Below are 25,487 nucleotides of genomic sequence, written 5' to 3' on the forward strand. Positions count from 1 at the left end.
TATTCAGTAATTAGATATTACTTCTTAGATTGTTCTTTAGTATGGTCAGCTTCGTCCTTTACAGTGTCGTAAATGAGAGGAGCTGCCACGAAGACAGAAGAGTAAGTACCGATGAAAACCCCGATAATCATTGCAAACATAAAGCCACGCAAGGTTTCACCACCAAAGATAAAGATAGTAACGAGTACTGCCAAAGTAGTGAATGAGGTGTTCAAGGTACGGCTAAGGGTAGCGTTGAGTGCGTGATTAATTTTCTCCCTTGACCAATGAGGCTCGCGCATTACTTCCCTGATACGGTCGTAGATAATCACCGTGTCGTTTAGTGAGTAACCTACTACTGTAAGGATAGCCGCGATAAAAGCTTGGTCGATTTCCATATTGAAAGGCATAATGCTATAAGTGAGCGAGTAGATACCAAGTACCATTAGCACGTCGTGTGCTGAAGATACAATTGCACCCATAGAGAACTGCCATCTTCGGAAACGGAATAAGATATATAGACCGATTACAATAAGCGAACCGATAACAGACCAGAACGCACTGCTTTTAATATCTTCAGCGATAGTAGGTCCTACTTTCATAGATTGCATAATACCAATCTTATCAGTAGAAGTAGCTTTAGCAAAACTATCGAATGAAGTACCTTCAGGTAAGAATTTCTGTAAGCCTTTGTACAAGAGCTCTTGTAATTCATTATCTACTTCAGTACTTTCTTCTTGTACTTTGTATTTGGTAGAAATTTTAACTTGGTTAGGAGCACCAAAAGTCTTCACTTCCACATTTCCTAAAGTAAGTTTGAGTGCGTCGGCTACTTGGGTAGGGTTTACTTCTTTTTCAAAACGAATTTGGTAAGTTCTACCACCTACGAAATCGATACCTTGGTCGAGACCACGAGTAGAGAGAGAAATGATACCTATTATTGATAGGATAATAGAAAAAGCATATCCTATTTTGCGCTTGCCGATAAAGTTGAGATTTACATTTTTGAACCAGTTCTTAGTAATAGGAGTGGTGAAAGTAAGCGTGTGTTTTTTCTCAACGCTATAGTCGATAAACAAGCGAGTGATAAAGATAGCGGAGAACAAAGTAGTTGCAATACCAATGAGCAAGGTAGTTGCAAAACCTTGGATAGGACCACTACCAAAGAACAACAAGATAAGAGCAGTAAGTGCTGTAGTAATGTTAGAGTCTAAGATAGATGATAGGGCGTGTTTGAAACCATCAACCACTGCTTGATTGATGTTTTTACCTTTGCGCAGTTCTTCTTTCGACCGCTCGAATATCAGCACATTCGAGTCGACTGCCATACCAATGGTAAGCACGATACCCGCAATACCAGGGAGCGTAAGTACAGCTTCTATACTTGCTAACACTCCAAATATAAGGAGTATATTGAATACCAAAGCGAGGTCGGCATAAATACCCGCACGACCGTAGTAGAATATCATCCACGCAAAGATGAAGATAGTAGCGATAAGGAAAGAGTTCATACCGCTATCAATAGCTTCTTGTCCCAAAGAAGGTCCTACGATTTCAGATTGTACAATATCAGCGCTTGCAGGTAATTTACCAGCACGGAGCACGTTAGCAAGGTCGACAGCTTCATTTAAAGTAAAATGCCCTGTAATTTCAGAGCGACCCCCTGAAATAGCACCTGTAGTTACTCCTGGTGCTGAATATACGATGTTATCGAGTACGATAGCAATATTGGTGTTTTGAGTAAAAGCTTTACCTGTAAGCGCTTCCCAAATGCGTGCTCCTTTACCGTCCATTTGCATAGATACGGCAGGCTGGTTGCGAACATCATAGGTTTGTTCGGCTTGGGTTACTACGTTACCTGTAAGAGGAGGGGTGTTATCGCGGTTACCTTTTAGGGCATAAAGTTCGATAAGGGAGGTCTTTTTATCAGGTTTACCCCAAGCGAATTTTACATACTGCAATGAAGCAGGAATCAAATGTTTTGCTTCAGGAGAATTGATATAGCTATTTACTTGAGCAGTATCTTTTAACCTTACTGTAAAAAGTACAGGAGAACCTTCATAAGAATTAGCTTTGATAAGGTCAAACAAAGGATTGCCTTTTCCTTGTTGAGTAGGAACAGAATCCTTCTTTACATCAGTAAGTAGAGAGTCGATAGCACTACTACCTGATTGAGTAGCGGCTGTGAGCGTATCTTTTACTTTATCTGTAGTTTTAGCAGTAGATTTAAGTTGCTCGTTGAGGGCTTGTAAATAAGGGAAAACATCAGTATTTTTATAAGTTTCCCAGAACTCAAGCTGAGCGGTACTTTGCAAGAGAGATTGCACACGAGTGATATCTTTAGCACCTGGAAGTTCTACAAGGATACGACCTGAGTTACCAAGACGCTGGATATTAGGTTGAGAAACGCCAAATTTATCGATACGTTTGCGCAATACCTCGAAAGCAGATACGATAGACTCGTCTACGCGCTTTCTGATGATAGGGCGCACCTCGCTATCACTCATTTGGAAGTTGATTTGATCGCTGAGGGTTTTATTAGCGAACACATCGGGGGAGGCTAATTTACCTCCGTTCTTAGCGTAAGCCTCGAAGAACAAATCCAAGTAGGTTTTGTCGGTTTTGCGGAGCTGTTCATCGGCTTCGGCTAATGATTTGTTAAAGATAGGGTCTTTGGAGTTGTCGGCAAGACCTCTCAAGATGTCTTTTACGGAAATTTGCAGAATCACGTTGATACCGCCTTTAAGGTCAAGACCGCGGTTCAATTCTTTAGCTTTTACTTCACCATAAGTGAATTTTGTAAAACCGAGGTTATAGACATCTTGCCCCATTTTATCGTCCAAATACTTAGCTTCTATAGCTTCGCGTTTAGCGATATAGTCAGCTTGAGTATTAGGCACTTTTGCCTCAGCGAATGCTTTGGCTTCATCTTCTACTCTACCTGCCACGTAGGTGAATGAAAGCTGATAAATACATATTAGCCCAAACAATATGGCAAATAGTTTCACAAGTCCTTTGTTTTGCATTTTTTTAATTAAATAATTTACTTATTTTATCTCTTCAAACGGCAAAGATATATATTTTACTGAACATAGAAAAATAAAGTCCTAAAAAATTATATTTTATTTATATTTGAAAGGCTGGTATAAGGGGTGAATATTCTTATATATTTATTGATTATCAAATGGATAAATGAGTTTAATACCACAATGCCAAAAATGCTAATAATACCGATTGTTTAATGATTAATGTTTAATGATTAATGGTTAATTTGGGAGAAGCTTATAGGAAAGACGAACAAAAGACGAACAAAAGACGAACAAAAGACGAACAAAAGACGAACAAAAGACGAACAAAAGACGAACAAAAGACGAACAAAAGACGAACAAAAGACGAACAAAGAACGAACAAAGAACGAACAAAGAACGAACAAAGAACGAACAAAGAACGAACAAAGAACGAACAAAGAACGAACAAAGAACGAACAAAGAACGAACAAAAGACGGTGCGAGCCGCACGGGCAGATGGAGAAAGAACGAACAAATGACGGTGCGAACTGCACGGGCAGATAATGAATAAACGAAGGAAGGGTGGGGGTACGTTGAGGTTAAGAGGAGGATTAAATTAAGGTAAAGTGAATTTTTTACTTATTTATGTCTCTTTTTGGAGTTTATTCACTACTTTTGCACCCGATTTTAAAACAAAACATTAGTAAGAATGAAAAAAATGTTATTAATATTCAGTGTGATAGCACTGTTTCTTACGGCTTGTAATCGTTCGTATATAGGTACTTATGAAGGTGTGCTTCCTTGCGCTGATTGTAGTGGTAACCACATCACTTTAGTTATTGATAAAGATAGCTATACTTCTAAAGAAAGCTCGGAAAAGGGTAGCTTTGAGGACAAAGGTACGGTGGATTACAATGCTGAAAATCAAGTACTCACACTTATCAGCAGTACTTACAAGGACAGTAAATCTTTCTATCGCGTGAAAGACAACAGCCTTATAATGCTTGATCAAGAAGGCAACGACATCACTAACACTGAACTTACCGCTGATTATACTCTCAAAAAAGCTAATTAACGAATTAGCAAATTAACAGATTGGAAAATTAGCAGATTAGCAAATTAACTTTATGTCTTTACAACAAGAAATACAAAAACGCCGTACCTTCGGCATCATCTCTCACCCCGACGCGGGAAAGACAACCCTTACCGAAAAACTTTTACTCTTCGGGGGGGCTATCCAAGAAGCTGGTGCGGTGAAATCGAATAAAATAAAGAAAGGAGCTACCTCCGACTTTATGGAGATTGAACGCCAACGCGGGATTTCCGTAGCTACTTCGGTGCTGGCTTTTAACTACAAAGAGCATAAAATAAACATCTTAGATACCCCCGGGCACAAGGATTTCGCCGAGGATACCTTCCGCACTCTCACGGCTGTGGACAGTGTAATCGTGGTTATTGACGTTGCCAAAGGGGTGGAAGAGCAAACCGAAAAACTCGTTGAGGTGTGCCGTATGCGTAATATTCCTATGATTGTGTTCATTAATAAGTTAGACCGTGAGGGGAAAGACGCCTTCGACCTGTTGGACGAAGTAGAACAGAAGTTGGGCTTAAAGGTTACTCCGCTGAGTTTCCCCATAGGGATGGGGTATGATTTCAAAGGGATTTACAACATCTGGGAGAAGAATATCAACCTTTTTTCAGGCGACAGCCGTAAGAATATAGAGGAGACTATTGCCTTCAACGATATTAACAGTCCTGAATTAGAGAAGATTATATCCGAACAATCTGCCGAGAACCTCCGTTCCGATTTGGAGTTAGTGTATGAAGTATATCCTAAATTCGATAGAGAAGCCTACCTCAAAGGAGATCAACAACCTGTATTTTTTGGCTCGGCATTGAACAATTTTGGGGTAAGAGAACTCTTGGATTGTTTTGTGGAAATTGCTCCTTCGCCACGCCCGAAAGCCAGTGAAGAGCGCATCGTAAACCCTGAAGAACCTACTTTTACGGGCTTCGTTTTCAAGATTCACGCAAATATGGACCCTAACCACCGCGACCGTTTGGCGTTTGTGAAAATTGTTTCGGGCACTTTCGAGCGTAACAAACCTTATTTACATACGCGTTTGGGTAAGAAGTTGAAGTTCTCCAGTCCGAATGCTTTCTTTGCCGAAAAGAAAGAAGTAGTGGATATCTCGTATGCGGGGGATATTGTAGGATTGCACGATACGGGGAACTTTAAGATAGGCGATACACTCACCGAAGGTGAAGTATTACATTTTAAGGGGATACCGAGCTTCTCTCCTGAGCACTTCCGCTACATTAACAATGCTGACCCACTGAAATCTAAACAATTAGAAAAAGGTATCGACCAGCTAATGGACGAAGGGGTGGCACAGCTCTTTAAGTTAGACTTCAACGGTCGCAAAGTAATTGGGACGGTAGGAGCACTCCAATACGAGGTAATTCAGTATCGATTAGAACACGAGTATGGGGCAAAGTGTAGTTATGAAAACTTCCCTATTTATAAAGCTTGTTGGGTAGAGACGCCTGAAAACCCCAAAGATGCTGAGTATCTTGATTTCTTACGTGTAAAACAGAAGTTCTTAGCACGCGATAAGCAGAATCAATTAGTCTTCTTAGCCGACTCAGCTTTCTCTATTGAGATGGTAAAACAAAAATATCCGAACTTAAAGTTGCACTTTACATCGGAGTTTGAGTAAGAAGAAGTATTGATATACATAAAGTATCAGAAAAGAAAAAGTTTCCTCATATTAAAATGTAGGAAACTTTTTTTGTTTATAAAGTTTATTTGCTGTACTTTTGCACCCGCAAAAAACAAAATGATGAAATACACTTTATTTATAATGCTCTTGGCTATTGCAACACCTATTTTTCCTCAGGAGGTGGAGAATGACACATTGCAGGAACTTCCTAAGACAGGAATAAAAGCCGATAGAAGAGCTCAGTTAGAGAGGGCTATTTCTAAGCTATGGGAGCTTGACCGAGAAGACCAGAGAGGTACTTTTAAATTTGTGGATTACTTACCTATGTACGTAATGCCTTTCCGTTTTACGGATAAACCTACCGAACAACCTATAAGTTTGAACCCCGACCGCCCTATACCTGAATGGCGCGACTACCAGCACGTGGAGGTAAAATTTCAAGTGAGCTTAAAAGCTAAGATTATGCAAGATGCTTTTGGGAAGGGTGATGTGTGGGTAGCTTTCACTCAGCAATCGTATTGGCAGATGTACAACGGTGAGCTTTCACGTCCGTTTAGGGAACTAAATTACGAACCTGAATTGATATTTACTTATCCGCTGAACCTCTCGGTGGGGAATTTTAAAATGAAAATGGCAGGACTATCCGTAAACCACCAATCTAATGGTAAAGAAGCGGCACATTCCCGCAGTTGGAACAGAATTATTTTATCAGGTATTTTTCAATGGAATGACTTAATGGTTAATAGCCGTTTCTGGTGGCGTTTCTCAGAAAAGGCAAAAGAAGATGACAATCCCGATATTGAGAATTATATAGGACGTTGTGAATTGGGCATTGCTTACCTCTTCCGTAAAAATGTTTTTAATTTGCGAGTGAGGAATAATTTAAATTTTAATCATAATCGCGGACACGTGGAGCTGAATTGGGTATATCCGCTGAGTCGCGACCTGCGTATTTTGTTGCAAGCCTCTCACGGTTATGGTGATTCTCTTATCGATTACAATTACAAACAAACTATTGTGGGAGTAGGCTTTACTTTCTTGAGTCTTTAAACAGATAAGAAGTAAGAGGTAAGAGGTAATAATGGAAACTTTTTTTGTTTATTAAGTTTTTTTGTTATACCTTTGCCCCCGAATTTAAAGATAAGAGAGATGAAAGAAGATATTGTAAAACGTGCCTTAAACGACTTTATGCAGTATGGGTTTAAAACCTTTACTATGGATGATTTGGCTAACAAAATGGGGATGTCTAAAAAGACGCTTTATGAGTATTTTCCCTCTAAACAAGATTTAGTAGATGCTTGTTTAGATTATGCCTTAGAAATGAGTTGTACAAATGTAACTACTTTTGTACAAGGAGAAGGATCTGTGATAGAAAATGTATACCGCAACCAGAAAAAAGTTCAAGAAGTTTTTAATATCAACAGCGACCGTCCTATTTGGGAGTTACAAAAATACTATCCTAAAACATACGAACGTATGGAAAGTGAGTTTGCTAAAACTGATGCACTTTTTATAGATAAACTCTTAGAAAAAGGTTGGCAAGAAGGTCTTTTTAGAAAAGATATCAATGTGAACTTCTATAAGGTTTTCTATACTAGTGTACAACGTCTCCGTTCTATAACTCATACTTTCCCTGAAAGAGAATTTCCCTTCTGGGAAACTATCTATACTATTTTAGAGTACTTTTTTAGAATACTTGTCAATGAAAAAGGACTTAAAGAATTAGAACGAGTGCTTAAGGAGGTAAAAGATAAAAGGTAAAAGGTTAATTTAATACTATAATACTAAAAATGCCAATAATACCAATCATCAGAGGTGAAAAAGTAAAGTCAGCGAGAGAAGGGTATCTGAATAAATAAAGTAAAAAGAAGTTATAACAGAATTAAAAGAACAATATAAATAAGCCTATTAATAGGCAATAGAATTATTATGAAAAAAATCATTACGAGTGCTTTGTTGTGCCTTAGTTTTATGAGCTTTGCACAACAAAAAGAATTGACTTTAAAAGACGCTATTCGTTATGCTTTAGAGAATAAAGCGGACGCTGAGAAAGCGCGATTGGAAGTAACCAAAAGCGAATACAAAATACAAGAAGTACGCGCTAACGCACTGCCTAGTATTTCGGCTTCGGGCGGTATGGTGTACAATCCTAAGTTACAAGCTACTTATATTGATGGTAGCACATTTGCTTTCCCGGGTATGCCCGCAAGTAATGAGCCTATAAAGATGGAAATGGGGCAAAAATGGTCGGCTAATGCTGAAGCAAAACTTACCCAAGTGTTGTTTAATCAAACCGTGTTTATGGGCTTGAAAGCGGCTCGTACGACACGTGAGTTTTATATGCTTAACCAACAGCTTACCGAGAATGAAATCATTGAGAAAGTAGCACAAGCCTACTATCAAGTATACCAAACCCGACAAACATTAGAAAATATAGAAAGCAATTTGGCTCTTACCGAGAAAACGGCTAATGTTGTAAAAGGGTTAAACCAATCGGGGTTATCAAAGAAAATAGACGTTGACCGCACTACTGTGGCTGTAAATAATCTCAAATCGGCACGCCAACAAGCCCTTAATGGAGTACAACTCTCGGAGAACGCGCTTAAATATATGATAGGTATGCCGATGAGTGAAGGAATTACTTTGCCTAAAGAGGGATTTGAAGCTAATTACGATTTGGCTTTTGAGAAAGGTAATAGCAATACTCGTATAGAGTTACAAGTACTCGAAAAGCAAAAGCAACTCCTTGACCTCAATACCAAAGTACAACGTGCAGCACTTTATCCATCATTAGCGTTGCAGGCTACTTATGGTTATTTGAGTATGGGACCTAAAACACCGATTATTTACGGCAAGAAAGATAAAGTGTACGGAGCTGACTATTCGGCTATTACATTGGGAGTGAATATACCTATATTTTCGGGTTTCGGTACACGTGCTAAGATATACCAAGCACAGATAGAAAGTCAGGCACTTGAAGCGACCCTTAAAGACACTCGTTTGGCAATGGATTTGGCTTATGAGAATGCCCATAGTCAGCTTACTAATAACCTTCTTACTATAGATTCGCAAAAGGAGAATGTAAAGCTTGCAGAAGAAGTATTGCTAAATACCCAAAACAACTACCAACAAGGTTTGGCTTCCCTTACAGATTTATTGGAAGCAGAACGCTCTTTATCGGATGCTAAGAACAATTATACCAGTGCTTTGTTGGACTACAAATTAGCAGAAATACAGTTGCTAAAATCACAAGGGAAGTTAGAGACAATGAAGTAAGAAATCCCATAATATCTATATAAGAAAGAGACAGTACAATATTAAAAGTACTGTCTCTTTTATTTTGTTATTTGTATGTTACTTTTTCAAGTGCTCAGCTATAAGCTCTAATTCTTGGTACCACTCTTCTCCAAACTTTCTAATAAGAGCCTCTTTTACGAATTTGTAGATAGGCACTTGTAACTTTTTACCCAAGACACAAGCATCATCGCATATAGGACTCCAACGATGGTAATTGACTGCTGTGAAGGAGCTGTACTCTTGTAATCGTATAGGATATAGGTGACACGATATAGGTTTCTTCCAGTCTATTTTTTTATCGTTATATGCTTGTTCGATAGCACAAAGAGCCCAACCTTTTTCATTGCGTACTACATAAGCACATTCGCCTCCATTGATGAGAGGAGTTTCCCATTCGCCGTCTTCTCCTTTGATGTATACTCCTTGCTCCTCGATAGCTGTACGACCTTCCTCGGTAAGGTAAGGAGCTACTTCGGGATAAATGTGCTTCATCACTTTTAGTTCGCTTTCTTCTACGGGTGCTCCTGCATCACCTTCTATACAGCAAGCACCTTTACAAGCATTAAGGTTGCAAACAAAATCGCAATCTATAATATCTTCCGAAATAATGGTATTGGCTACTTGTATCATATTTTAAACGGCTTTAATAGCTTTTTCAAAAGGAATGCGCTGAGTAATACTTCTGCCCAAAGTTACCTCATCAGTGTATTCGAGTTCGCCTCCTACGGCTATGCCTCGGGCAATGGTAGAAATGGTGATATGGTAGGGCTCTACTTGTTTGTAAATATAGAAATTGGTAGTATCGCCCTCCATTGTATTGCTCAGAGCGAGAATTAACTCAGTTACTTTACCTGTCTTTACTTTTTCTATCAGTGAGGCAATATGTAGATTGGAAGGAGCGATACCATCGATAGGGGATATTTTGCCTCCTAAAACGTGATACTGACCAAAGAATTGTCCTGTGTTTTCTATTGCCATTACATCTCTAAAATCTTCTACAACACAAACGACTCCCGTATCACGCATAGGGTTAGCACATATCTCACATAAATCTACATCGGAGATGTTGTGGCAGTTTTTACAATACTGTATATGGGTGCGTAAAGCCACAATAGCTTGTGCCAATTGTAGTGATTGCTCTTCGGGTTGTTTGAGCAGGTGCAAGGCTAAACGCAAAGCCGTACGTTTGCCTATACTAGGCAATTGTGCTATTTCGTAGACGGCGTTTTCTAAGAGTTTAGATGAGAAGTCCATTTTAGGAGATAATAGTAGTTAGGGATTAGGAGATAGTTTGTGAGCAACTTTGGTGCAAGCCTGGTCAATGAGCTGATAGACGTTTTCGAAATCAGCTTCTGTGCCGTAATAAGGGTCGGGGATTTCGTGTTGTGTCATTCCACCCAAAGCATCAGCTAAGAAATGTACTTTAGCACGCTCTTTTTCGTTCTTAGCAAGCCGGATAACGTTTTGGTAATTGCTTTTATCCATTACGAAAATATAATCGAAATGGGCAAAATCTTTGGCTGAGAACTGACGACCTCTAAGCATAGAGATATCTACTCCGTGTTTTTTGCCAGAGGCGATAGAACGAGTGTCAGGAGCATCGCCTACGTGATAGTTGGCGGTCCCAGCTGAATCTACTTCAAAGTTATCGGAAGGGAGTTTGCTCCTCATCACGCCTTCGGCTAAAGGAGAACGGCAAATATTGCCTAAGCAAACCATTAGTATTTTCGTTTTTTTCATATATTAAAAAAGAGATAAGGCTTACGCCTTAGAAATTAAACAAAGAGATTATTGGTTTTAACTTAGCCAAAGTGTGAAACTTTGGCTAAGTGTGTGACGCAAAAATGTTACTTGTTACTTGTCAATTGTTAATTAAAATAGAGTCCTAATTTATCAATATATTGCCATACTTTTTCGGGGAGGAGTGGGCGTATATTGCGTCCAGCTTTGATTTCTTCACGGATAAAGGTGGCTGAGAGTTCGATGATAGGGGCGGGTACACGGGTGATATGCGGGTGCTCAGTTAAAGATTCGGGCACTGTACCTTCTGAAATACGAGGATAGACATAAATAGGGTAATTTGCTAAAATATGCTCGTAGTTCTTCCATTTGTGAAAGCTTTTTAGGTTGTCTTCCCCCATAATTAGGGCAAAGTTAGTATTAGGGTGTTTTTCCTCTAAATAGGCTAAGGTATTAACTGTGTAATTAGGTTGTGGCAAGTGAAACTCGATGTTTGAGGCGCGTAACTTGGGATAGCTCTCTATTGCCAAATTGACCATTTCCAATCGCAAGTGGTTGTCTAATAAGGATTGTTTTTCTTTAAACGGATTTTGAGGTGTTACCACAAACCACAGTTCGTTCATTGCACTGTGCTCTACCAAATGATTGGCGATAATGAGATGCCCTATATGAATAGGGTTAAACGAGCCAAAGAATAAGCCTATTTGTTTTTTCATCGGTTGATAAAATCGGTTACTATGCGCTCAGCCTCTTGTAGGGCTTGTTGTAGATTATCGTTTTTGATAATCACATCAAACTGGTGAGCAGTTGCCATTTCTTGTTCGGCTTTGTTGAGACGCATTTGTATTTTCTCCTCTGTTTCAGTCTTACGGTTGCGCAAGCGTTCTTCTAAGGCAATAAGGCTTGGCGGTTCAACAAATACTGCTAAGGTTTGTTCTGGATATTGTTGTTTGAGACGGAGACCTCCTGCGACATCAATATCGAATATCACATTCTTCCCCATTGCCCATAGGCGTTCTACTTCTGATTTTAATGTGCCGTAATAACAACCTGTGTATACCTCTTCCCATTCCATAAATTCATTGTGCTGAACACGTTTTTTGAATTCATCAGCAGAAAGGAAATAGTATTCTTTGCCGTGTTGTTCTTCTCCACGAGGGGCACGAGAAGTAGCCGAAATAGAAAAGGCTAAGTTTAGTTTTTTGAGCGAGAGTAAATGCCTCACTATGGTAGTTTTGCCACTCCCAGAAGGAGCTGAGAAAATAATTAGTTTGTTCATTTTTTAATTATCAAATTGGTAAATTAGCAGATTATAATACATTTAATACTTGTTCTTTAATCTTTTCGAGTTCGTCTTTCATTTGGACTACTAACTGTTGCATAGGGGCGAAGTTAGCTTTTGAACCTAAGGTATTGATTTCCCTGCCTATTTCTTGTGCAATAAAACTTAATTTACGTCCGTTAGAATCTTCGCTGTGAAGGGTTTCGAGAAAATAGTCTAAGTGTTTTTTGAGTCGGATTTTTTCTTCTGTGATGTCCAATTTTTCTAAGTAGAAAATGAGTTCTTGCTCAAAGCGGTTGGCGTCTACACTCTGGATATCAGCTACCGCTTTTTCCAAGCGTTCGCGAATGAGCGCTAAGCGTTCACTATCAAGAGCTTGTACCTCTTGCAGTAAGCTATTGATGTTACTAATACGCAAAACGAAGTCTTTTTCTAAGACTTTACCTTCTTGAATGCGGAAGGTTTGCAAATCGGTAATGGCAAGGCTGATATGTTCGAAAATAGCTGAAAGTTCTTCTTCGGAAACGCTTTCGGTAGTGGTTTGTAAGGCATCGGGCATACGTACTGCCATTTTTAGCAGTTCGGTAAGGTCACCATCAACAATAGTACGCATTTGCTCGATATAGGATTTTACGATATTAGGATTGATTTTAGAGGGTGTTTGTGTGCCTGTATTTTCTACAAAGATACTAAAATCTACTTTCCCGCGTAAGAGTTGCTCGGCAATGAGTTTACGGAAATCGAGTTCTTTTTCGCGATACGCTTGTGGAATACGTGTATTGATATCAATACTCTTACTGTTTAGGGATTTGATTTCTATACTAATATGTTTATCGGTGAGAGATAGTACACTCTTGCCAAAGCCTGTCATTGACTGTATCATAATATCGTTTTTGAAAATAAGTGCAAAGGTATAAAATAATTAGTAATTGACAATATTTGTGAGGTGAGTATGTTTATAAATTTTCATCAAGACTTTTATTTCATCAATACGTTTGGTTTGTATCGGTGAATTAAGAATTGCAAATAACAAATAACGGAAATAATGCTAATGTTGGTTAGAATTAGCAATTAGCTGTTTATTAATGCGTTTTATAAGACCTGCTCCTTCGTAAATGAAACCTGTATAGAGCTGGATAAGTGAGGCTCCTGCTTCTAACTTTTCGAGGGCATCGGTTTCACTAAATATTCCTCCAACGCCAATGATGGGAAATGCGTGGTTGCTCTTTTCACTTAGAAAACGTATTACCTCAGTGGAGCGATTTTTAAGAGGTTTCCCACTAAGTCCGCCGGTTTCTTTTTGATTATCGGATACTAACCCTTCTCTACCAATCGTGGTGTTGGTAGCTATTACGCCTGCAATATGAGTTTCTTGTACGATTTCAATAATATCTAACAGTTGTTCGTCGGTAAGGTCAGGGGCGATTTTTAAGAGGATAGGCTTAGGTTTTTTATGGGTTAGGTTTGTATTTTGCAAAGTGCTTAAAAGCTGTTTTAGAGGTTCTTTTTCTTGTAATGTACGCAAATTTGGAGTATTGGGTGAACTTACATTTACTACAAAATAATCGACATAATTAAAGAGTTGTTCAAAACAAATCAGGTAGTCGTTTACCGCTTCTTCATTTGGGGTGGTTTTATTTTTACCAATATTTCCTCCTATCAGTACATTGGTATTCTTTTTAAGGCGCTTTACAGCAGCTTCAACTCCTTCGTTGTTAAAGCCCATACGGTTTATAATTCCTTGGTCTTCTATGAGTCTGAACAATCGCTTTTTGGGGTTCCCCAGTTGTGGTTTAGGGGTAATGGTTCCGATTTCGATAAAACCAAAACCTAAATTGGCTAACTCTTTGTACAATTTAGCATCTTTATCTAAACCTGCGGCTAACCCTATGGGATTTTTGAAGTGTAGCCCAAAGACTTCGCGATGTAGAGAAGGGTGTTCCACATTGTATATTTTGCGAATGAGCAAAGGCACTAAGGGGATTTTGTGAATAAACTTTAAGTATTTAAATGTAAAGTGATGAGCTTTCTCGGGGTCGAGACTGAAAAGGAATGGGCGAATGAATAGCTTATACATATCTTGGAATTTGAGAAAAAGGGTTAGATTAGGGTTGTGCCATAAAATTGCGCAAGGCTTCTATGGTTTCAGCTTCGTTCTCAATATATACTAAATGTCCGCCTGAAAGCAAGGTATAGCTTGCACCTGCTTTTTGGGCTAATGCTATCAAACTATCGGAAGGGATAAGAGCGTCTTTTTTACCCATAATGATATGCTTTTTAGCGGTTAGATGTTCGAATAGTTCAGTGCGGTCGGGGCGTTGTTTCATTCCTAAGGAAGCTGCTTTGATACCTTCGTTAGGGGTGTGCATTGCTATATCGATTAGTTTGTTGAGCGCCGGTTTCATCAGCGTTTTGTTTTCATCGCTAAATAGGTTTGTAACGGCAGTGCGCACGAAGAGTTCTTTCTCTTTATCGATTACTTTCAGCACTCGGTCTCTATTCACTTTTTTCTCTGGCGAATCGGGTAGGGTAGTGGAGTTTAACAATACTATTCCTTCTACTTTTTTGGGGAATAATTCGGCAAAAGCTAAGGCTACATACCCACCCATTGAGTGCCCCACGATGGTGCAATGTTCTATTTCTTCTTTTAGTAAGATATCGTTTACTTGGTTTGCCATCATTTCCATTGTGTGTACTGGGGCGATAGTGGGGCTCTGCCCGTGCCCTAAAAGGTCGATGGATAGTGTGAAATATTCGGTAGAGAGAGCTTTAGTAATAGGTTGCCATATAGTATGGTCTTCTAAAAAGCCGTGAAGGAAGACAACTGTCTTATTCTTTCTTTTTCCTTCTTTTTGATAAAAAGACTGTTTCATTGTGATAATTAGTTTGTTAGGTGCTTTTTTGGGTTTGTTTTGCTGTTGTTGTAAGAGCTTGATAGTTAAGAGATAGATATAGAAAGCTTATAGGAAGCTTATACGAATCTTGGACGATAGATATAGAAAAGCTATACGAATGATATAAGGTGGTAATCCCTATTCTAATTTCGTTTTATATAAGATATATTTCGTTTTGAGAGATAAAGTGCTTTTTAGAGCTGTTTAATAGGAGGTTATTCTCTTGGAAAAGAGGTGTTTAGTAATCGTTCTTTACTCAGTACGACGCCTCCTTCGTCAGCTCCTTGTCCGCCTGCGTAGTTTACCCAATTAACGGTTTTCCAATGAGGGGCAACTGTAACGATGCGGGTAGAGCCAAAAGCCATATAGTAAGTAGTTTTAATGCCTTCGTGGCGGACGTCCATACCAGCTTGTATGCCTACTTTGGCGTTGGGGGTACTTGGGTCGAGACGTACCTCTACTTGCATATACACGCCTTCGACTTTGCTAGGGGTGAACTCTCCCACAGGTTTCATAAGTTTAGAACCAAAGTGGTTTACTAATATTTTGGCATCATACCATTTGCCGTCGTATTTTCCTGATTTGGCAATAGGGATAGTGGAATAGTTTTTTTCTTGTATTACTTTAATCTTCCCATTGCCTGCTTCTGTTACGATATCTTTATAATATGTAGCCGCCCACGTGATAGGGGCTTGGTCGGTAATATCAGTTTCAGGAAAATGAACTCTCCGCCATACGTTTTCACCTTTGTAAAGCACGTAGAAGCGGAAGTTTTTTACATTTATCAAAGCGTTAGGGTTCTGATTGTTTTTTTCAGAAAATAGCACCCCCCAAAGGTTGTACAATTCAAAATATCGGTTTTCGTTGGGGTACTTGCAGTAGCCTTCTTTGCCATAAAGCCCCCAATAACAACTTTTATAAATGATTTTGTCGTGATTAATAGACGCAAAATTTAAGGCAGCCCCGATGGATATGTTACCTCCTTTTTCGAACAATCTGTTGGAAGTATTACTATAACCATTGAAAATGAAGGGAGTGTTGTCACTAAAATTTGTGTCGTGCCCTGCTTCGGTATTGCGCATAGCTTGTTGTAGCATTTGTTGGGAATGCTCAGAAAGGTTATTGCTGTTGCTGTCTTTATTACAGCTTATCAGTGTAATAACCGAGAAAATGATACTATAAGAGAGAATGTTTTTCATTTGTTGTGATTATAGATTGTTGAGATATACGCGACAAAGGTACAAATAATTAATCATTTAATACTATAAGTATGATGAAAAAAATATACCTTTGCAATCTGTTAGTAATGTTGATACAAACAACGATGGGAAATATTTATTTAATACCGAACTTATTAGGGGGTGTAGCTCTTGATGTATTGCCAGCACAGGTGACAAATGTAGTGCAATCACTTACTTATTTTGTAGTAGAAAACGAAAAGTCGGCAAGGAAGTTTATCAAGCTCGTTACTCCGGACAAGGTGCAAGCAGATTTAAAAATAGTTGTGATAGATAAGCACCATCAGGATACTGACTATCAGAGTTTCCTAAGCCCTTGTATGGAAGGACACTCAATAGGGATTATCTCGGAGGCAGGTTGTCCAGGGATAGCCGACCCAGGAGCTGATATTGTGCGGGTGGCTCACCAAAAAGGACTGAACGTGATTCCGCTGGTAGGACCTTCTTCGCTGTTATTGGCAATGATGGCGAGTGGACTTAATGGGCAGAATTTTGCTTTTAACGGATATCTCCCTATTGATAAACAAGAGCGAAAGAAGGCACTTAAAACCTTAGAGCGCAAAGCACGAGAAGGACAGTCGCAACTATTTATAGAAACGCCTTACCGCAATAAGCAGATGCTTACTGACTTGATAGAGACATTACAAGCTAATACTCTTTTGTGCGTGGCTTGCGATATTACGCTTGCTACAGAAGAAATTAAGACACTCCCTGTGCATCGTTGGAAGAAAACGAATATTGATGTGCAGAAGAGACCTACTATTTTTATTATAGGGAGCTAAAATGATATGTAACTTTATAGAAAAAGGCTATCTGAGATTCTTCTCAGATAGCCTTTTTTGTAAATTCTTATTGTACTGGCATTGAAGAAACAGCTGCCGCTGTTGCAAAAACAGTAGCTAAAAGAATAAGGATAACAAGCCCAATTAAAGAGAGCACAAGCCCTGCAATGGCTAATCCTTTAGGAGTTTTAGTAACACCTATACCTGAAAGGACAAGTCCTAAAAGCCAGATAATCCACCCTAAAACGGGAACCCAACCTAAGAATACAGCTATTAAAGCTAATACGAAACCAGCGGTGCCTATTCCGTTGCTCTTAGAGGAGTTTTGGATAATGATGGTTGGGTTGTTTTCTTTAGCAGTTTGCTGTTCTTGAGAAACAGATTGCTCTTGTGTTGAAGTTGTATTTTCTTCCATAAAAAACTGAAAATTAAAATTACTCCCTACTCTGTTAAAGGCTTTTCGGGGTGTCGCCTTTTGCTATTTAAAATCGGTTGCAAAGATATGAAATATTATGATATGAAGGAAATTATTTTAACAAAAAATTAAGTTTTCTTTTATAACAAGTGTTTTTTCCACTCTTTCCAATGGTATTTCTTGGCGTAGATATACAATAAAAGAGGAAAGCAGAACAATAGAGGAGCCCATACACTGAAGCCTAAAGAGGGTTCTGAGACATCACGCAAGACGGAAGGAACTTGGAAAACTGTCCAGTCGGAAGTTACTAAAAGAGCTGTAAAAAGGTTGTTGGCGGTGTGAAACCCTAAGGCTAATTCTAAGCCATCGTCCATTAAGGTAGTGATACCTAAGAACAAGCCTGTACCTATGTAATAGATAAGCAAGCTGTATCCTAATTTTTCTACCTCGGGGTTGGCAATGTGCATTAGTCCGAAGGTGATAGAGGTAAAAAGCAAAGGAAACCACGCATTACGCATTACGAGTCCTAAGCCTTGCATTAGGTAGCCACGAAAGAATATTTCTTCAAAAGCGGTTTGCAGAGGAATGAACAGCACTACTATTACGAGTAGTTTTAAGAAAGGTATCCACTGAAAATTCCAAATATAATCATCGGGGTTAAAAAATAAGTAGTCGATACAAGTCATTGCTATGGTTACGCTTCCCCACAGCCAAAAAGCAAACCAAAAACGCTTCCAACTGATACGGGGTCGCGCCGTAATAAGTGCTACCAAAGGCTGGCGATGTATGAACTTCACCCATAGTAACAATAACCCTAAGAAGATAGCAAAGACAACTAAGTTCTCAAATAAGAATTGTAATTCTCCTTTTTGGGCAATTTCCGACTGTATAAGTGTAGTAGTATCAAAAAATTGTGCTACTAAAAAGTTCAACCCTGTAAAGGCAAAGAACAGGGTTGGAACTATAACATAAAGCCACTTAGGGCTCTGTGACAATCTTCCGTTTTTAAGATACATAGCTTTATTGTGTAATGATTCCTATTTCGGCATATGATACTCTATTGGTATCATCTACAGTTTTGGTAGCGGTAAGCTTGATATAACGGGCTTTCTCGACAGGGAAGGTAATGCGTTGTTCAATAGGATTGTTCTTGATATTGCCAAATTCTCCCTCACTTAGCTTCTTCCAATGAACATTATCAGCGCTCACTTCAAAAATGTAATGACTGATAGTTCCTTCAACCCAGCGGTCCTGTGAAGGTAAATAGGTAAATCCTTTTAGGTTTAACAGCTCTCCCAAATCAATAGTAATGGCAGTGGGTGTATTGCCCTTTTCTTGAGCAAACCACGTATTAGGTTTTTCATCAATTACTTTCTGGATATCAGAGGAAGCAGAAGATAACACTTTCCACTTTGCTTTGGGGATATCCAATGCGTAAGAAGCTACTTCACTGTACAATTGCTGCTTGCCGTCATAGGCTACAAATTTTAAAGAAGTAGGCTGAGTAACAGGGAAAGGAGTTGTATAGCGCAACGACTGTTTAGTAGGCTGACTGCCGTCTAAGGTATAATAAATTTCAGTTTCAGTATCAGCGGGAGTGAGGGTTACTTGACCATTCTTATCACGAGAAAGCTGAGGAGTTACCAATAAAACAGGTGCATTGTATAACCCTATATTGCTAATCAATGGCGAACCTTTAGCTTCTAAAACTGTGAAACGAACCTTAGTAGCTGTTACTGATGGGAAGCGTAGTAATCGTTTGTAGCCAATAGTTGTTTGTTCATCTATAGTTTCCCATTTGCCATCTTTTTGGTATTCTAATTTAAACTTCTTTACACGTTGCCCCAATGGGATATACTCTTGTGCCATAAAGCGGTTGAAGGTAGTAGGCTTAGTAAAGTTCAGTTCTATAGAAGCTTCTGTTACTCCTTCGTCGGTTGTCCAATAGGTGTTTTTATCACTATCGGTAGTTTTTTCAGGTTTAAATTGCTTGTTATTTTTACGAATATTAGAAGCCGTTACAGAGGCTTCAGTTACGAGGTTACGTGCAAAATCTGCTTCTATAACTTTTTTGAGTTCCATAAGTCTCTTGATGTCATTTTCGTGTACTAAGCCACGTCTATCTACGGGAAGATTTAGTAATAAGTTGTAACCGCGACCTACTGAAGCGTAGTATATATTTACCATTTTTTCTAATGGACGCACTTGGTGGTCTTCTCGTGCGTGGTAATACCAACCTGGGCGAATAGATACATCAGCTTCGGCAGGAATCCAATTTACGCCATTTTCATCGCCTTCACCCAAATGATGTAAGTGGTCTTTTCCTTGTAAAGAAGGGTTAGAGGTAAAAGGATTCCAGTTAGTAGGAGTACCGAAGCCTTTTTCATTACCTATCCAGCGAATATCCGGGCCTTCATCACCAAAGATAGTAGCATTAGGCTGCAATTCGCGTACTATGGCGAATGTTTTATCCCACTGATAATAAGTATGAGCATCAATAGTACGAGTTTCGTTAGCTCCACCGTAATAACCTGAACCACCGTTGGCACCGTCAAACCATACTTCAAATATTTCACCGTAATTGGTAAGCAATTCTCGTAGTTGGTTATGGAAATAGGTAACGTAGGCTTCTCTGCCATACTCAGCGTGGTTTCTATCCCAAGGTGATAAATATACTCCAAATTTAAGTCCTGCTTTGTGGCAGGCTTCTGAAAGCTCTTTTATAACATCGCCTTTACCGTTTTTCCAAGGTGAGTTTTTTACAGAGTGCTCAGTGTACTCTGATGGCCATAAGCAGAAACCATCGTGGTGCTTAGCCGTGATGATAACGCCTTTCATACCAGCGTCTTTAATCACTTTCACCCACTGATTTACATCTAATTCAGTAGGGTTGAATAAAACAGGGTCTTCACCACCTGTGCCCCATTCCATATCGGTAAAGGTGTTCATATTAAAGTGGATAAAAGCATAATATTCCATCTCGTGCCACGGCAACTGACGTGCGGAAGGAATAGCTCCCACTGACTTGGGTGCTTCAATACTTTTGCAAGCCACCATACATAAAGCGGTGGCTAATAAGACTAATTTTTTCATTGTATACAGTATTTAAACTTCTTTGTTATAAAGTTTTCATAAGTGGTGCAAAGATATAGAATATTTTTTTACTATCAAAATAAAATTCTAAAGATTGCATCTCGTACTAATATCTCAATAAAATTATTTTAACTTTTCTCTTGTGTTACTAAATAAAAAAGAGACTATTCTCTTATGAAAATAGTCTCTTAAATGTGTTTTTCTTTCCTCTTACTGATTAGAGAACTTCTGTATCGCTTCTTCTAAAACATCGTACACTCGGTCTAATTGAGCATCTGTGATGATGTAAGGGGGCAAAATGTAGATAATATTTCCCACCGGACGCAGTATTACGCCTTCTGAGATAAAGAAGTTGTACAGTTTATCCCTGAATGAGCCGTAGTAGTCAGTATTTTGAGAGGTTTTGAGGTCGAATGCCAAAATAACACCTAAGGTACGTGCATTCTCTACCGATGGATATTTTGCAATACGGGCTAAAAACTCCTGATGACGGCGTGCAATGCGTTTTAAATTGGCTTGCATTTCGTCACTTTCCAATATGCGAATAGCTTCTAAGGCAATCGCACAGCCCGTGGGGTTTGCCGTAAAGGTATGTCCGTGGAAAAGAGCTTTGTTCACGTCTTCACTGTAAAAACCGTCGAATATCTCTTGGGTAGCAGTAGTTACTGCAAGCGGAATTGTTCCTCCTGTAAGAGCTTTCGATAAGCACATAATATCGGGTTTATGAGTGAGATAGTCCGAAGCAAAAGTGCGCCCAGTACGCCCGAAGCCTGTCATTACCTCGTCAGCAATGGTAATCACACCATTTTCTTGTGCGATATGAATCAGCTTGTCTAAGGCTTCTGGTTCATAGATTTGCATTCCTGAGGCTCCTTGTACTAAGGCTTCAAATATAAAGGCGGCAGGGTGATGTTCAGCAATCACTTCTTTTAGTTTTTTAGCAGCTGCATCGCTTCCTTTTTTGGGTAACGGTATGCGCACTACTTTCAACAAATGTTCTTTAAAAGCATCAGTAAAGAATGAAATACCCGAAGCTGCCATAGCGGCAAAGGTATCTCCGTGAAATGCATCTTCAAAAGCAACTACCGTAAAGCGTTTCTCTCCTTTATTGAAAAAGTACTGTAACGCCATTTTGATACCTACTTCCACTGCCGTCGAACCGTTGTCCGAGAAGAATACTTTCTGTTGGTTTTTAGGCAGAATACTGATGAGCTTTTCGGCAAGCTCTACGGCAGGTCGGTGTGTAAAGCCACCAAAGAGTACGTGCTCCAATTGGGTGAGTTGTTTGTAGGCAGCTTGGGCTAATCGCTCGTTGCTATGCCCATAGGGGTTCACCCACCAACTGGCAATGGCATCTATGTATTCTTTGCCGTCCTCGTCCCAAAGGAGAGCATCTTTTCCTTTCACAATTCCGATAGGTTTGGCAGCCGTTTGATGTTGGGTATACGGGTGCCACAAATGTTTTTCGTCTCGCTGTTGTAAATTCATTTTTTCGATTGTATAATGGTTTTGGTTATAATATCTTTTTCCATATTCCAGCCTCTCGCCGGACTGTATTCGCGCCCGTACAAGATGATTTGCACGTGCAGTTTGTTCCATTTTTCTTTGGGGAAGAGTCGTTTGGCATCTTTCTCCGTTTGCACTACCGAACTACCGTCGGAAAGCTTCCAGCGGTGCATCAGTCGGTGTATATGGGTATCAACGGGGAAGGTCGGAATGCCAAAGGCTTGTGCAAGAACAACGCTGGCAGTTTTATGTCCTACTGAGGGGAGAGCCTCTAAAGCCTCAAAGGTTTGAGGAACTTCGCCGTTGTATTTGTCTATGAGTATTTGGGAAAGCCCGTGAATACCTTTAGATTTCATAGGGGCAAGCCCTAAGGGTTTGATAATCTCCTGTATTTCGTCTACCGAAAGTAGTACCATATCATACGGATTGTCCGCTTTGCTAAATAGAATAGGCGTGATTTGGTTCACCCGTGCATCGGTAGTTTGTGCCGATAAGAGTACAGCTATCAGTAGCGTATAAGGGTCTTTGTGTTGCAGGGGTATAGTAATTTCAGGATAGATACTTTCTAGTGTATCGATGATAAAGTTTACTTTTTCAGCTTTTTTCATTTCTCTTTTCTAATAAAACAACATTCTCTACGTGGTAGGTTTGTGGAAACATATCCACAGGCTGAACTTTGGTTACTTTATAAGTTACATCAAGCAAGGAAAGGTCTCGCGCTTGCGTTGCACTATTGCAACTTACATATACTATCTTTTTGGGGGCTATTTGAAGAATTTTAGCTACTACATCTTTGTGCATACCGTCGCGAGGAGGGTCGGTGATAATCACATCAGGGGTGCCGTTTTCTTCTATAAAAGTGTCGTTGAAAATGTTTTTCATATCTCCCACGTAAAAAGTAACATTCTCAATACCATTCGCAAAAGCATTGTCTTTGGCATCTGCTATAGCTTCTGGTACAGCTTCTACCCCTATCACTTTTTTCGCTTTTTTGGCTACAAATTGCGCAATAGTGCCCGTTCCCGTATAAAGGTCGTACACTAATTCATCGCCCTTTAAATCGGCAAAGTTACGAGCTACTTGGTACAGCTTGTACGCTTGTGCCGAGTTAGTTTGGTAAAACGACTTGGCATTGATTTTAAATCGCAACCCTTCCATTTCCTCATAAATACAGTCAGTACCTTTATAGCAAATAAGTTCTTGGTCATAAATAGCATCGTTGCCTTTGCTATTGATACAGTATTGCAAAGAGGTAATCATCGGGAATGTCTCTGCAATATGGTCGAGGAGCAGTGTAATTTTAGGGTCGTTGCGGAAGAACTGTATCACTACCATTATTTGCCCAATGGAGCTAATGCGTATCATCATAGTACGCAATAAGCCTGTTTGTTGCCTCGGACTGTAAAAAGGCATTTCGTTCGCCAAGGCAAAACGCTTTATCTCCAAGCGTATCGTGTTAGAAGGGTCGGCTTGCAAGTAACATTTGTCTATGTCCAAAATCTTGTCCCAAGCTCCTGCTATGTGAAAACCTAAGGCATTCCGATTGTCTATTTCGTCGGCTTTCTTAATTTCATCGGGAGTAAGCCAGCGCATATCCGAAAAAGAAAACTCCATTTTGTTGCGGTAGTAATAAGTCTCGTCAGAGCCTATGATAGGCATTACAGCAGGAATTTCTATCCTACCCAATCGTACTAAGTTGTTTTCTACTTCTTTCTGCTTGTAAAATAGCTGACTTTGGTAGTTCATATCTTGCCATTTGCAACCACCACAATAGCCAAAGTGAGAACATACGGGCGTTACTCGTTGCTCTGATAGTTGGTGATATTTAGTTACAAAACCTTCATAATAAGCCGATTTCTTCTTGGTGGTCTGCACATCTACTACATCACCAGGAATAGCGTTACTTATAAATATCACACGTCCGTCAGGGGCTTTAGCAATGCTTTTGCCTTTGGCTCCTGCATCAATCACGGTTACATTTTCAATGGTTATATGCTTATTTTTGCTCATTATGGGTGCAAAGGTACAAAATAATTGCGAATTACAAATGCTCTCATTATATTCAAACTCCCTCCAAGATTCTCCAATATTCCCACTAACCTACTAATTTCCTAATGATTCCTTCTTCTTTCCGTCATATTTCCCCCTATTGCCTATGGCCTAAGGCCTAGTGCCTTTTCTCTTTCTTTCGCCTCGAAACCCCGTTTTTGGCATTTTTGATGTTGTTGTATTATGATGTGAATCAATCACTTATATACCCTTTCTATACCAATCGTCCAAGATTCGTATAAGCTTCCTATAAGCTCTCTATAAGCTAACCCCACCCTCCTTACACCCTTTTTTCACCAAAAATCCTTCCAACTCACTTTTTATATTTTTCGTTTTCCTCCGATAACTCAGACCAGTCCAATTTGTCCGACAAGTCAGACCCGTCAAAAAACCTTTTTTATCACTACCCATTTGCCAATTTCCTAATTCTCTAATTTTCTATTGCCCGTCCTGCTACGACCTTTGCCAAAGTTAATGTTCCAAAAAGTTACTTCACAAGGCACAGCCTCATTCTTCTAACTCAAGCTCGTACCCCATTTACTAATTCTCTAATTTTCTCATTTTCTCATTTTCTCATTTTCTCATTGGTATTATTGGCATTATCTGGTATTATTGGCGTTATCTTTCATTTATATCATCAATTACGTCCTATTGAAGTCTTTTTTGTATTTTTGCAACGCTATTTATAGAAGAAATATGTACGATAAAGTCCGAGCCATAGTTATTTCAAGTCTCAAATACAGCGATAACAGTCTTATAGTGAAGTGCTTCACTCAAACGATGGGTACTCGTAGTTATTTGTTACAAGGCGTTTTAGCACAGAAGAAAGGGAACTTAAAAACAGCCCTTTTTCAGCCTTTTATGCTGTTAGAACTGGTGGCTACTCATAAAAATAACGGTACGTTAGGACGTGTAAAGGAAGCTAAGATAGCCGTCCCTTATTACTCGTTACATACTGATATGTACAAGAGTGCTGTAAGTATGTTTCTTTCCGAAGTATGTGCTTTTGTTTGCACATCTGAAGCTCCCGATGAAGAAATGTTTTTGTTTTTAGAACAGAAGCTCCTTTTTTTTGATAGAAACGACTTCTCTGCCAATTTTCACTTAAAGTTTCTACTTGATATCACTCGCTATCTCGGCTTTTACCCCGATACCACTCACGAGCATTTGCCCTCCTTTTCGTTGGAAGACGGCATTTTCAGTACTACCGATGAAAGCAAATACACCATTACAGGCGCTACCTTGTTGCTATTCAAAAACCTCCTACACACCGATTATCCTCAGTTATCAACCGTTAAAAGCAATAAGAACGAGCGCAATGCATTGCTTTTTCAACTGCTTAAATACTACGAATGGCACTTCCCTAATTTTAGACAAATAAAATCATTAGAGGTGCTACAAACGCTCTTTTAGCACTATTTTAACATAATACAATACTGTTTTTTGCTTCCACACTTAGCTAAAGTTTTAAACTTAGCCAA

25 protein-coding genes are annotated in these 25,487 nt (G+C 39.3%); 8 read left to right on the forward strand and 17 right to left on the reverse strand.

Features of this window, described 5'->3' with window-relative positions:
• Positions 1-17: 17 nt before the first annotated feature.
• Positions 18-3,005, reverse strand: a complete 2,988-nt coding sequence (gene secDF / locus C3V44_RS01065; RefSeq protein ID WP_106095227.1) for a protein translocase subunit SecDF — start codon at positions 3,003-3,005, stop codon at positions 18-20.
• 236 nt (positions 3,006-3,241) lie between these two features.
• On the opposite strand from secDF, the gene C3V44_RS12000 reads away from it, so the two are divergent.
• The 6 genes from C3V44_RS12000 to C3V44_RS01095 all read left to right on the forward strand — a co-directional run bounded on the left by C3V44_RS12000 (position 3,242) and on the right by C3V44_RS01095 (position 8,986).
• Positions 3,242-3,526 (forward strand): hypothetical protein, encoded by a 285-nt coding sequence (locus tag C3V44_RS12000; RefSeq protein ID WP_164996595.1) that lies wholly within the window; start codon positions 3,242-3,244, stop codon positions 3,524-3,526.
• Positions 3,527-3,696: 170 nt separating this feature from the next.
• Positions 3,697-4,062 carry a copper resistance protein NlpE gene (locus C3V44_RS01075; protein WP_106095229.1) on the forward strand — a complete coding sequence of 122 codons (366 nt, stop codon included), beginning with the start codon at positions 3,697-3,699 and terminating at the stop codon, positions 4,060-4,062.
• 52 nt (positions 4,063-4,114) lie between these two features.
• Positions 4,115-5,707 (forward strand): peptide chain release factor 3, encoded by a 1,593-nt coding sequence (locus C3V44_RS01080; RefSeq protein WP_009410348.1) that lies wholly within the window; start codon positions 4,115-4,117, stop codon positions 5,705-5,707.
• Positions 5,708-5,827: 120 nt separating this feature from the next.
• Entirely contained in the window at positions 5,828-6,760 is a 933-nt protein-coding gene (locus tag C3V44_RS01085; protein WP_106095230.1) for a phospholipase A, read from the forward strand.
• Positions 6,761-6,859: 99 nt separating this feature from the next.
• Entirely contained in the window at positions 6,860-7,471 is a 612-nt protein-coding gene (locus tag C3V44_RS01090; RefSeq protein ID WP_106095231.1) for a TetR/AcrR family transcriptional regulator, read from the forward strand.
• A gap of 168 nt (positions 7,472-7,639) precedes the next feature.
• Positions 7,640-8,986 (forward strand): TolC family protein, encoded by a 1,347-nt coding sequence (locus tag C3V44_RS01095; RefSeq protein WP_106095232.1) that lies wholly within the window; start codon positions 7,640-7,642, stop codon positions 8,984-8,986.
• Positions 8,987-9,064: 78 nt separating this feature from the next.
• Here C3V44_RS01095 and C3V44_RS01100 read toward each other — a convergent pair whose 3' ends face one another.
• The 9 genes from C3V44_RS01100 to C3V44_RS01140 form a co-directional block, all read right to left on the reverse strand.
• Entirely contained in the window at positions 9,065-9,637 is a 573-nt protein-coding gene (locus C3V44_RS01100; protein ID WP_106095233.1) for a DUF3109 family protein, read from the reverse strand.
• A 3-nt stretch (positions 9,638-9,640) separates the two neighbouring features.
• Positions 9,641-10,261, reverse strand: a complete 621-nt coding sequence (gene recR, locus C3V44_RS01105) for a recombination mediator RecR (RefSeq protein WP_009419002.1) — start codon at positions 10,259-10,261, stop codon at positions 9,641-9,643.
• 18 nt (positions 10,262-10,279) lie between these two features.
• Positions 10,280-10,747 (reverse strand): low molecular weight protein-tyrosine-phosphatase, encoded by a 468-nt coding sequence (locus C3V44_RS01110; RefSeq protein WP_106095234.1) that lies wholly within the window; start codon positions 10,745-10,747, stop codon positions 10,280-10,282.
• A gap of 128 nt (positions 10,748-10,875) precedes the next feature.
• Positions 10,876-11,463: a nicotinate (nicotinamide) nucleotide adenylyltransferase gene (gene nadD, locus C3V44_RS01115; RefSeq protein ID WP_016479382.1), complete on the reverse strand. Its 588-nt coding sequence runs from the start codon at positions 11,461-11,463 to the stop codon at positions 10,876-10,878.
• The gene (gene gmk / locus C3V44_RS01120; protein ID WP_016479383.1) at positions 11,460-12,026 is read right to left on the reverse strand and encodes a guanylate kinase; all 567 of its coding nucleotides are present in this window, start codon (positions 12,024-12,026) and stop codon (positions 11,460-11,462) included. The genes nadD and gmk overlap by 4 nt, the downstream gene beginning before the upstream one ends.
• A 31-nt stretch (positions 12,027-12,057) precedes the next feature.
• A complete protein-coding gene (locus C3V44_RS01125; protein WP_016479384.1) occupies positions 12,058-12,912 on the reverse strand; it encodes a YicC/YloC family endoribonuclease in 855 nt (284 codons plus the stop codon).
• 165 nt (positions 12,913-13,077) lie between these two features.
• The gene (locus C3V44_RS01130) at positions 13,078-14,106 is read right to left on the reverse strand and encodes a quinone-dependent dihydroorotate dehydrogenase (protein ID WP_016479385.1); all 1,029 of its coding nucleotides are present in this window, start codon (positions 14,104-14,106) and stop codon (positions 13,078-13,080) included.
• Positions 14,107-14,134: 28 nt separating this feature from the next.
• Positions 14,135-14,902 (reverse strand): alpha/beta fold hydrolase, encoded by a 768-nt coding sequence (locus C3V44_RS01135; RefSeq protein ID WP_016479386.1) that lies wholly within the window; start codon positions 14,900-14,902, stop codon positions 14,135-14,137.
• Between the two features lie 236 nt (positions 14,903-15,138).
• Positions 15,139-16,122, reverse strand: a complete 984-nt coding sequence (locus tag C3V44_RS01140; protein WP_106095235.1) for a hypothetical protein — start codon at positions 16,120-16,122, stop codon at positions 15,139-15,141.
• Between the two features lie 71 nt (positions 16,123-16,193).
• On the opposite strand from C3V44_RS01140, the gene C3V44_RS01145 reads away from it, so the two are divergent.
• Positions 16,194-16,943, forward strand: coding sequence for an SAM-dependent methyltransferase (locus C3V44_RS01145; RefSeq protein ID WP_106095236.1), 750 nt, complete (start codon positions 16,194-16,196; stop codon positions 16,941-16,943).
• 67 nt (positions 16,944-17,010) lie between these two features.
• On the opposite strand, the gene C3V44_RS01150 is transcribed toward C3V44_RS01145, so the two are convergent.
• The 7 genes from C3V44_RS01150 to C3V44_RS12155 all read right to left on the reverse strand — a co-directional run bounded on the left by C3V44_RS01150 (position 17,011) and on the right by C3V44_RS12155 (position 24,417).
• Positions 17,011-17,358: a hypothetical protein gene (locus tag C3V44_RS01150; RefSeq protein WP_009410361.1), complete on the reverse strand. Its 348-nt coding sequence runs from the start codon at positions 17,356-17,358 to the stop codon at positions 17,011-17,013.
• A gap of 140 nt (positions 17,359-17,498) precedes the next feature.
• On the reverse strand, positions 17,499-18,374 hold the full coding sequence (locus C3V44_RS01155) for a CPBP family intramembrane glutamic endopeptidase (RefSeq protein WP_106095237.1): 876 nt from the start codon (positions 18,372-18,374) through the stop codon (positions 17,499-17,501).
• A gap of 4 nt (positions 18,375-18,378) precedes the next feature.
• Positions 18,379-20,451: an alpha-L-fucosidase gene (locus C3V44_RS01160; protein ID WP_106095238.1), complete on the reverse strand. Its 2,073-nt coding sequence runs from the start codon at positions 20,449-20,451 to the stop codon at positions 18,379-18,381.
• A gap of 210 nt (positions 20,452-20,661) precedes the next feature.
• The gene (bioA, locus tag C3V44_RS01165; RefSeq protein WP_002672582.1) at positions 20,662-21,939 is read right to left on the reverse strand and encodes an adenosylmethionine--8-amino-7-oxononanoate transaminase; all 1,278 of its coding nucleotides are present in this window, start codon (positions 21,937-21,939) and stop codon (positions 20,662-20,664) included.
• Complete coding sequence (gene nth, locus C3V44_RS01170; RefSeq protein ID WP_009421392.1) at positions 21,936-22,565, reverse strand: endonuclease III; 630 nt, start codon at positions 22,563-22,565, stop codon at positions 21,936-21,938. The genes bioA and nth overlap by 4 nt, the downstream gene beginning before the upstream one ends.
• Positions 22,552-23,967 carry a 23S rRNA (uracil(1939)-C(5))-methyltransferase RlmD gene (gene rlmD / locus C3V44_RS01175; protein WP_106095239.1) on the reverse strand — a complete coding sequence of 472 codons (1,416 nt, stop codon included), beginning with the start codon at positions 23,965-23,967 and terminating at the stop codon, positions 22,552-22,554. Before rlmD ends, nth begins: the two co-directional genes overlap by 14 nt.
• A 297-nt stretch (positions 23,968-24,264) precedes the next feature.
• Positions 24,265-24,417 carry a hypothetical protein gene (locus C3V44_RS12155; RefSeq protein WP_034575599.1) on the reverse strand — a complete coding sequence of 51 codons (153 nt, stop codon included), beginning with the start codon at positions 24,415-24,417 and terminating at the stop codon, positions 24,265-24,267.
• Positions 24,418-24,702: 285 nt separating this feature from the next.
• On the opposite strand from C3V44_RS12155, the gene recO reads away from it, so the two are divergent.
• Positions 24,703-25,419, forward strand: a complete 717-nt coding sequence (recO, locus tag C3V44_RS01185; protein ID WP_106095240.1) for a DNA repair protein RecO — start codon at positions 24,703-24,705, stop codon at positions 25,417-25,419.
• Positions 25,420-25,487: the final 68 nt, after the last annotated feature.

It is taken from the genome of Capnocytophaga sp. oral taxon 864, from assembly GCF_002998835.1.
GTDB lineage: Bacteria > Bacteroidota > Bacteroidia > Flavobacteriales > Flavobacteriaceae > Capnocytophaga > Capnocytophaga ochracea.

Bases quoted from the DNA above. Each gene is read 5' to 3' on its own strand.
- C3V44_RS01100 (WP_106095233.1), bottom strand. From the start codon at position 9,637: ATGATACAAGTAGCCAATACCATTATTTCGGAAGATATTATAGATTGC.
- C3V44_RS12000 (WP_164996595.1), top strand. From the start codon at position 3,242: ATGGTTAATTTGGGAGAAGCTTATAGGAAAGACGAACAAAAGACGAAC.
- C3V44_RS12155 (WP_034575599.1), bottom strand. From the start codon at position 24,417: ATGGGTAGTGATAAAAAAGGTTTTTTGACGGGTCTGACTTGTCGGACA.
- C3V44_RS01150 (WP_009410361.1), bottom strand. From the start codon at position 17,358: ATGGAAGAAAATACAACTTCAACACAAGAGCAATCTGTTTCTCAAGAA.
- recO (WP_106095240.1), top strand. From the start codon at position 24,703: ATGTACGATAAAGTCCGAGCCATAGTTATTTCAAGTCTCAAATACAGC.
- gmk (WP_016479383.1), bottom strand. From the start codon at position 12,026: ATGAACAAACTAATTATTTTCTCAGCTCCTTCTGGGAGTGGCAAAACT.
- C3V44_RS01130 (WP_016479385.1), bottom strand. From the start codon at position 14,106: ATGTATAAGCTATTCATTCGCCCATTCCTTTTCAGTCTCGACCCCGAG.
- secDF (WP_106095227.1), bottom strand. From the start codon at position 3,005: ATGCAAAACAAAGGACTTGTGAAACTATTTGCCATATTGTTTGGGCTA.
- C3V44_RS01145 (WP_106095236.1), top strand. From the start codon at position 16,194: ATGATGAAAAAAATATACCTTTGCAATCTGTTAGTAATGTTGATACAA.
- C3V44_RS01090 (WP_106095231.1), top strand. From the start codon at position 6,860: ATGAAAGAAGATATTGTAAAACGTGCCTTAAACGACTTTATGCAGTAT.
- C3V44_RS01075 (WP_106095229.1), top strand. From the start codon at position 3,697: ATGAAAAAAATGTTATTAATATTCAGTGTGATAGCACTGTTTCTTACG.
- C3V44_RS01140 (WP_106095235.1), bottom strand. From the start codon at position 16,122: ATGAAAAACATTCTCTCTTATAGTATCATTTTCTCGGTTATTACACTG.
- C3V44_RS01160 (WP_106095238.1), bottom strand. From the start codon at position 20,451: ATGAAAAAATTAGTCTTATTAGCCACCGCTTTATGTATGGTGGCTTGC.
- recR (WP_009419002.1), bottom strand. From the start codon at position 10,261: ATGGACTTCTCATCTAAACTCTTAGAAAACGCCGTCTACGAAATAGCA.
- C3V44_RS01095 (WP_106095232.1), top strand. From the start codon at position 7,640: ATGAAAAAAATCATTACGAGTGCTTTGTTGTGCCTTAGTTTTATGAGC.
- bioA (WP_002672582.1), bottom strand. From the start codon at position 21,939: ATGAATTTACAACAGCGAGACGAAAAACATTTGTGGCACCCGTATACC.
- C3V44_RS01125 (WP_016479384.1), bottom strand. From the start codon at position 12,912: ATGATACAGTCAATGACAGGCTTTGGCAAGAGTGTACTATCTCTCACC.
- C3V44_RS01085 (WP_106095230.1), top strand. From the start codon at position 5,828: ATGATGAAATACACTTTATTTATAATGCTCTTGGCTATTGCAACACCT.
- rlmD (WP_106095239.1), bottom strand. From the start codon at position 23,967: ATGAGCAAAAATAAGCATATAACCATTGAAAATGTAACCGTGATTGAT.
- C3V44_RS01080 (WP_009410348.1), top strand. From the start codon at position 4,115: ATGTCTTTACAACAAGAAATACAAAAACGCCGTACCTTCGGCATCATC.
- C3V44_RS01110 (WP_106095234.1), bottom strand. From the start codon at position 10,747: ATGAAAAAAACGAAAATACTAATGGTTTGCTTAGGCAATATTTGCCGT.
- nadD (WP_016479382.1), bottom strand. From the start codon at position 11,463: ATGAAAAAACAAATAGGCTTATTCTTTGGCTCGTTTAACCCTATTCAT.
- C3V44_RS01155 (WP_106095237.1), bottom strand. From the start codon at position 18,374: ATGTATCTTAAAAACGGAAGATTGTCACAGAGCCCTAAGTGGCTTTAT.
- nth (WP_009421392.1), bottom strand. From the start codon at position 22,565: ATGAAAAAAGCTGAAAAAGTAAACTTTATCATCGATACACTAGAAAGT.
- C3V44_RS01135 (WP_016479386.1), bottom strand. From the start codon at position 14,902: ATGAAACAGTCTTTTTATCAAAAAGAAGGAAAAAGAAAGAATAAGACA.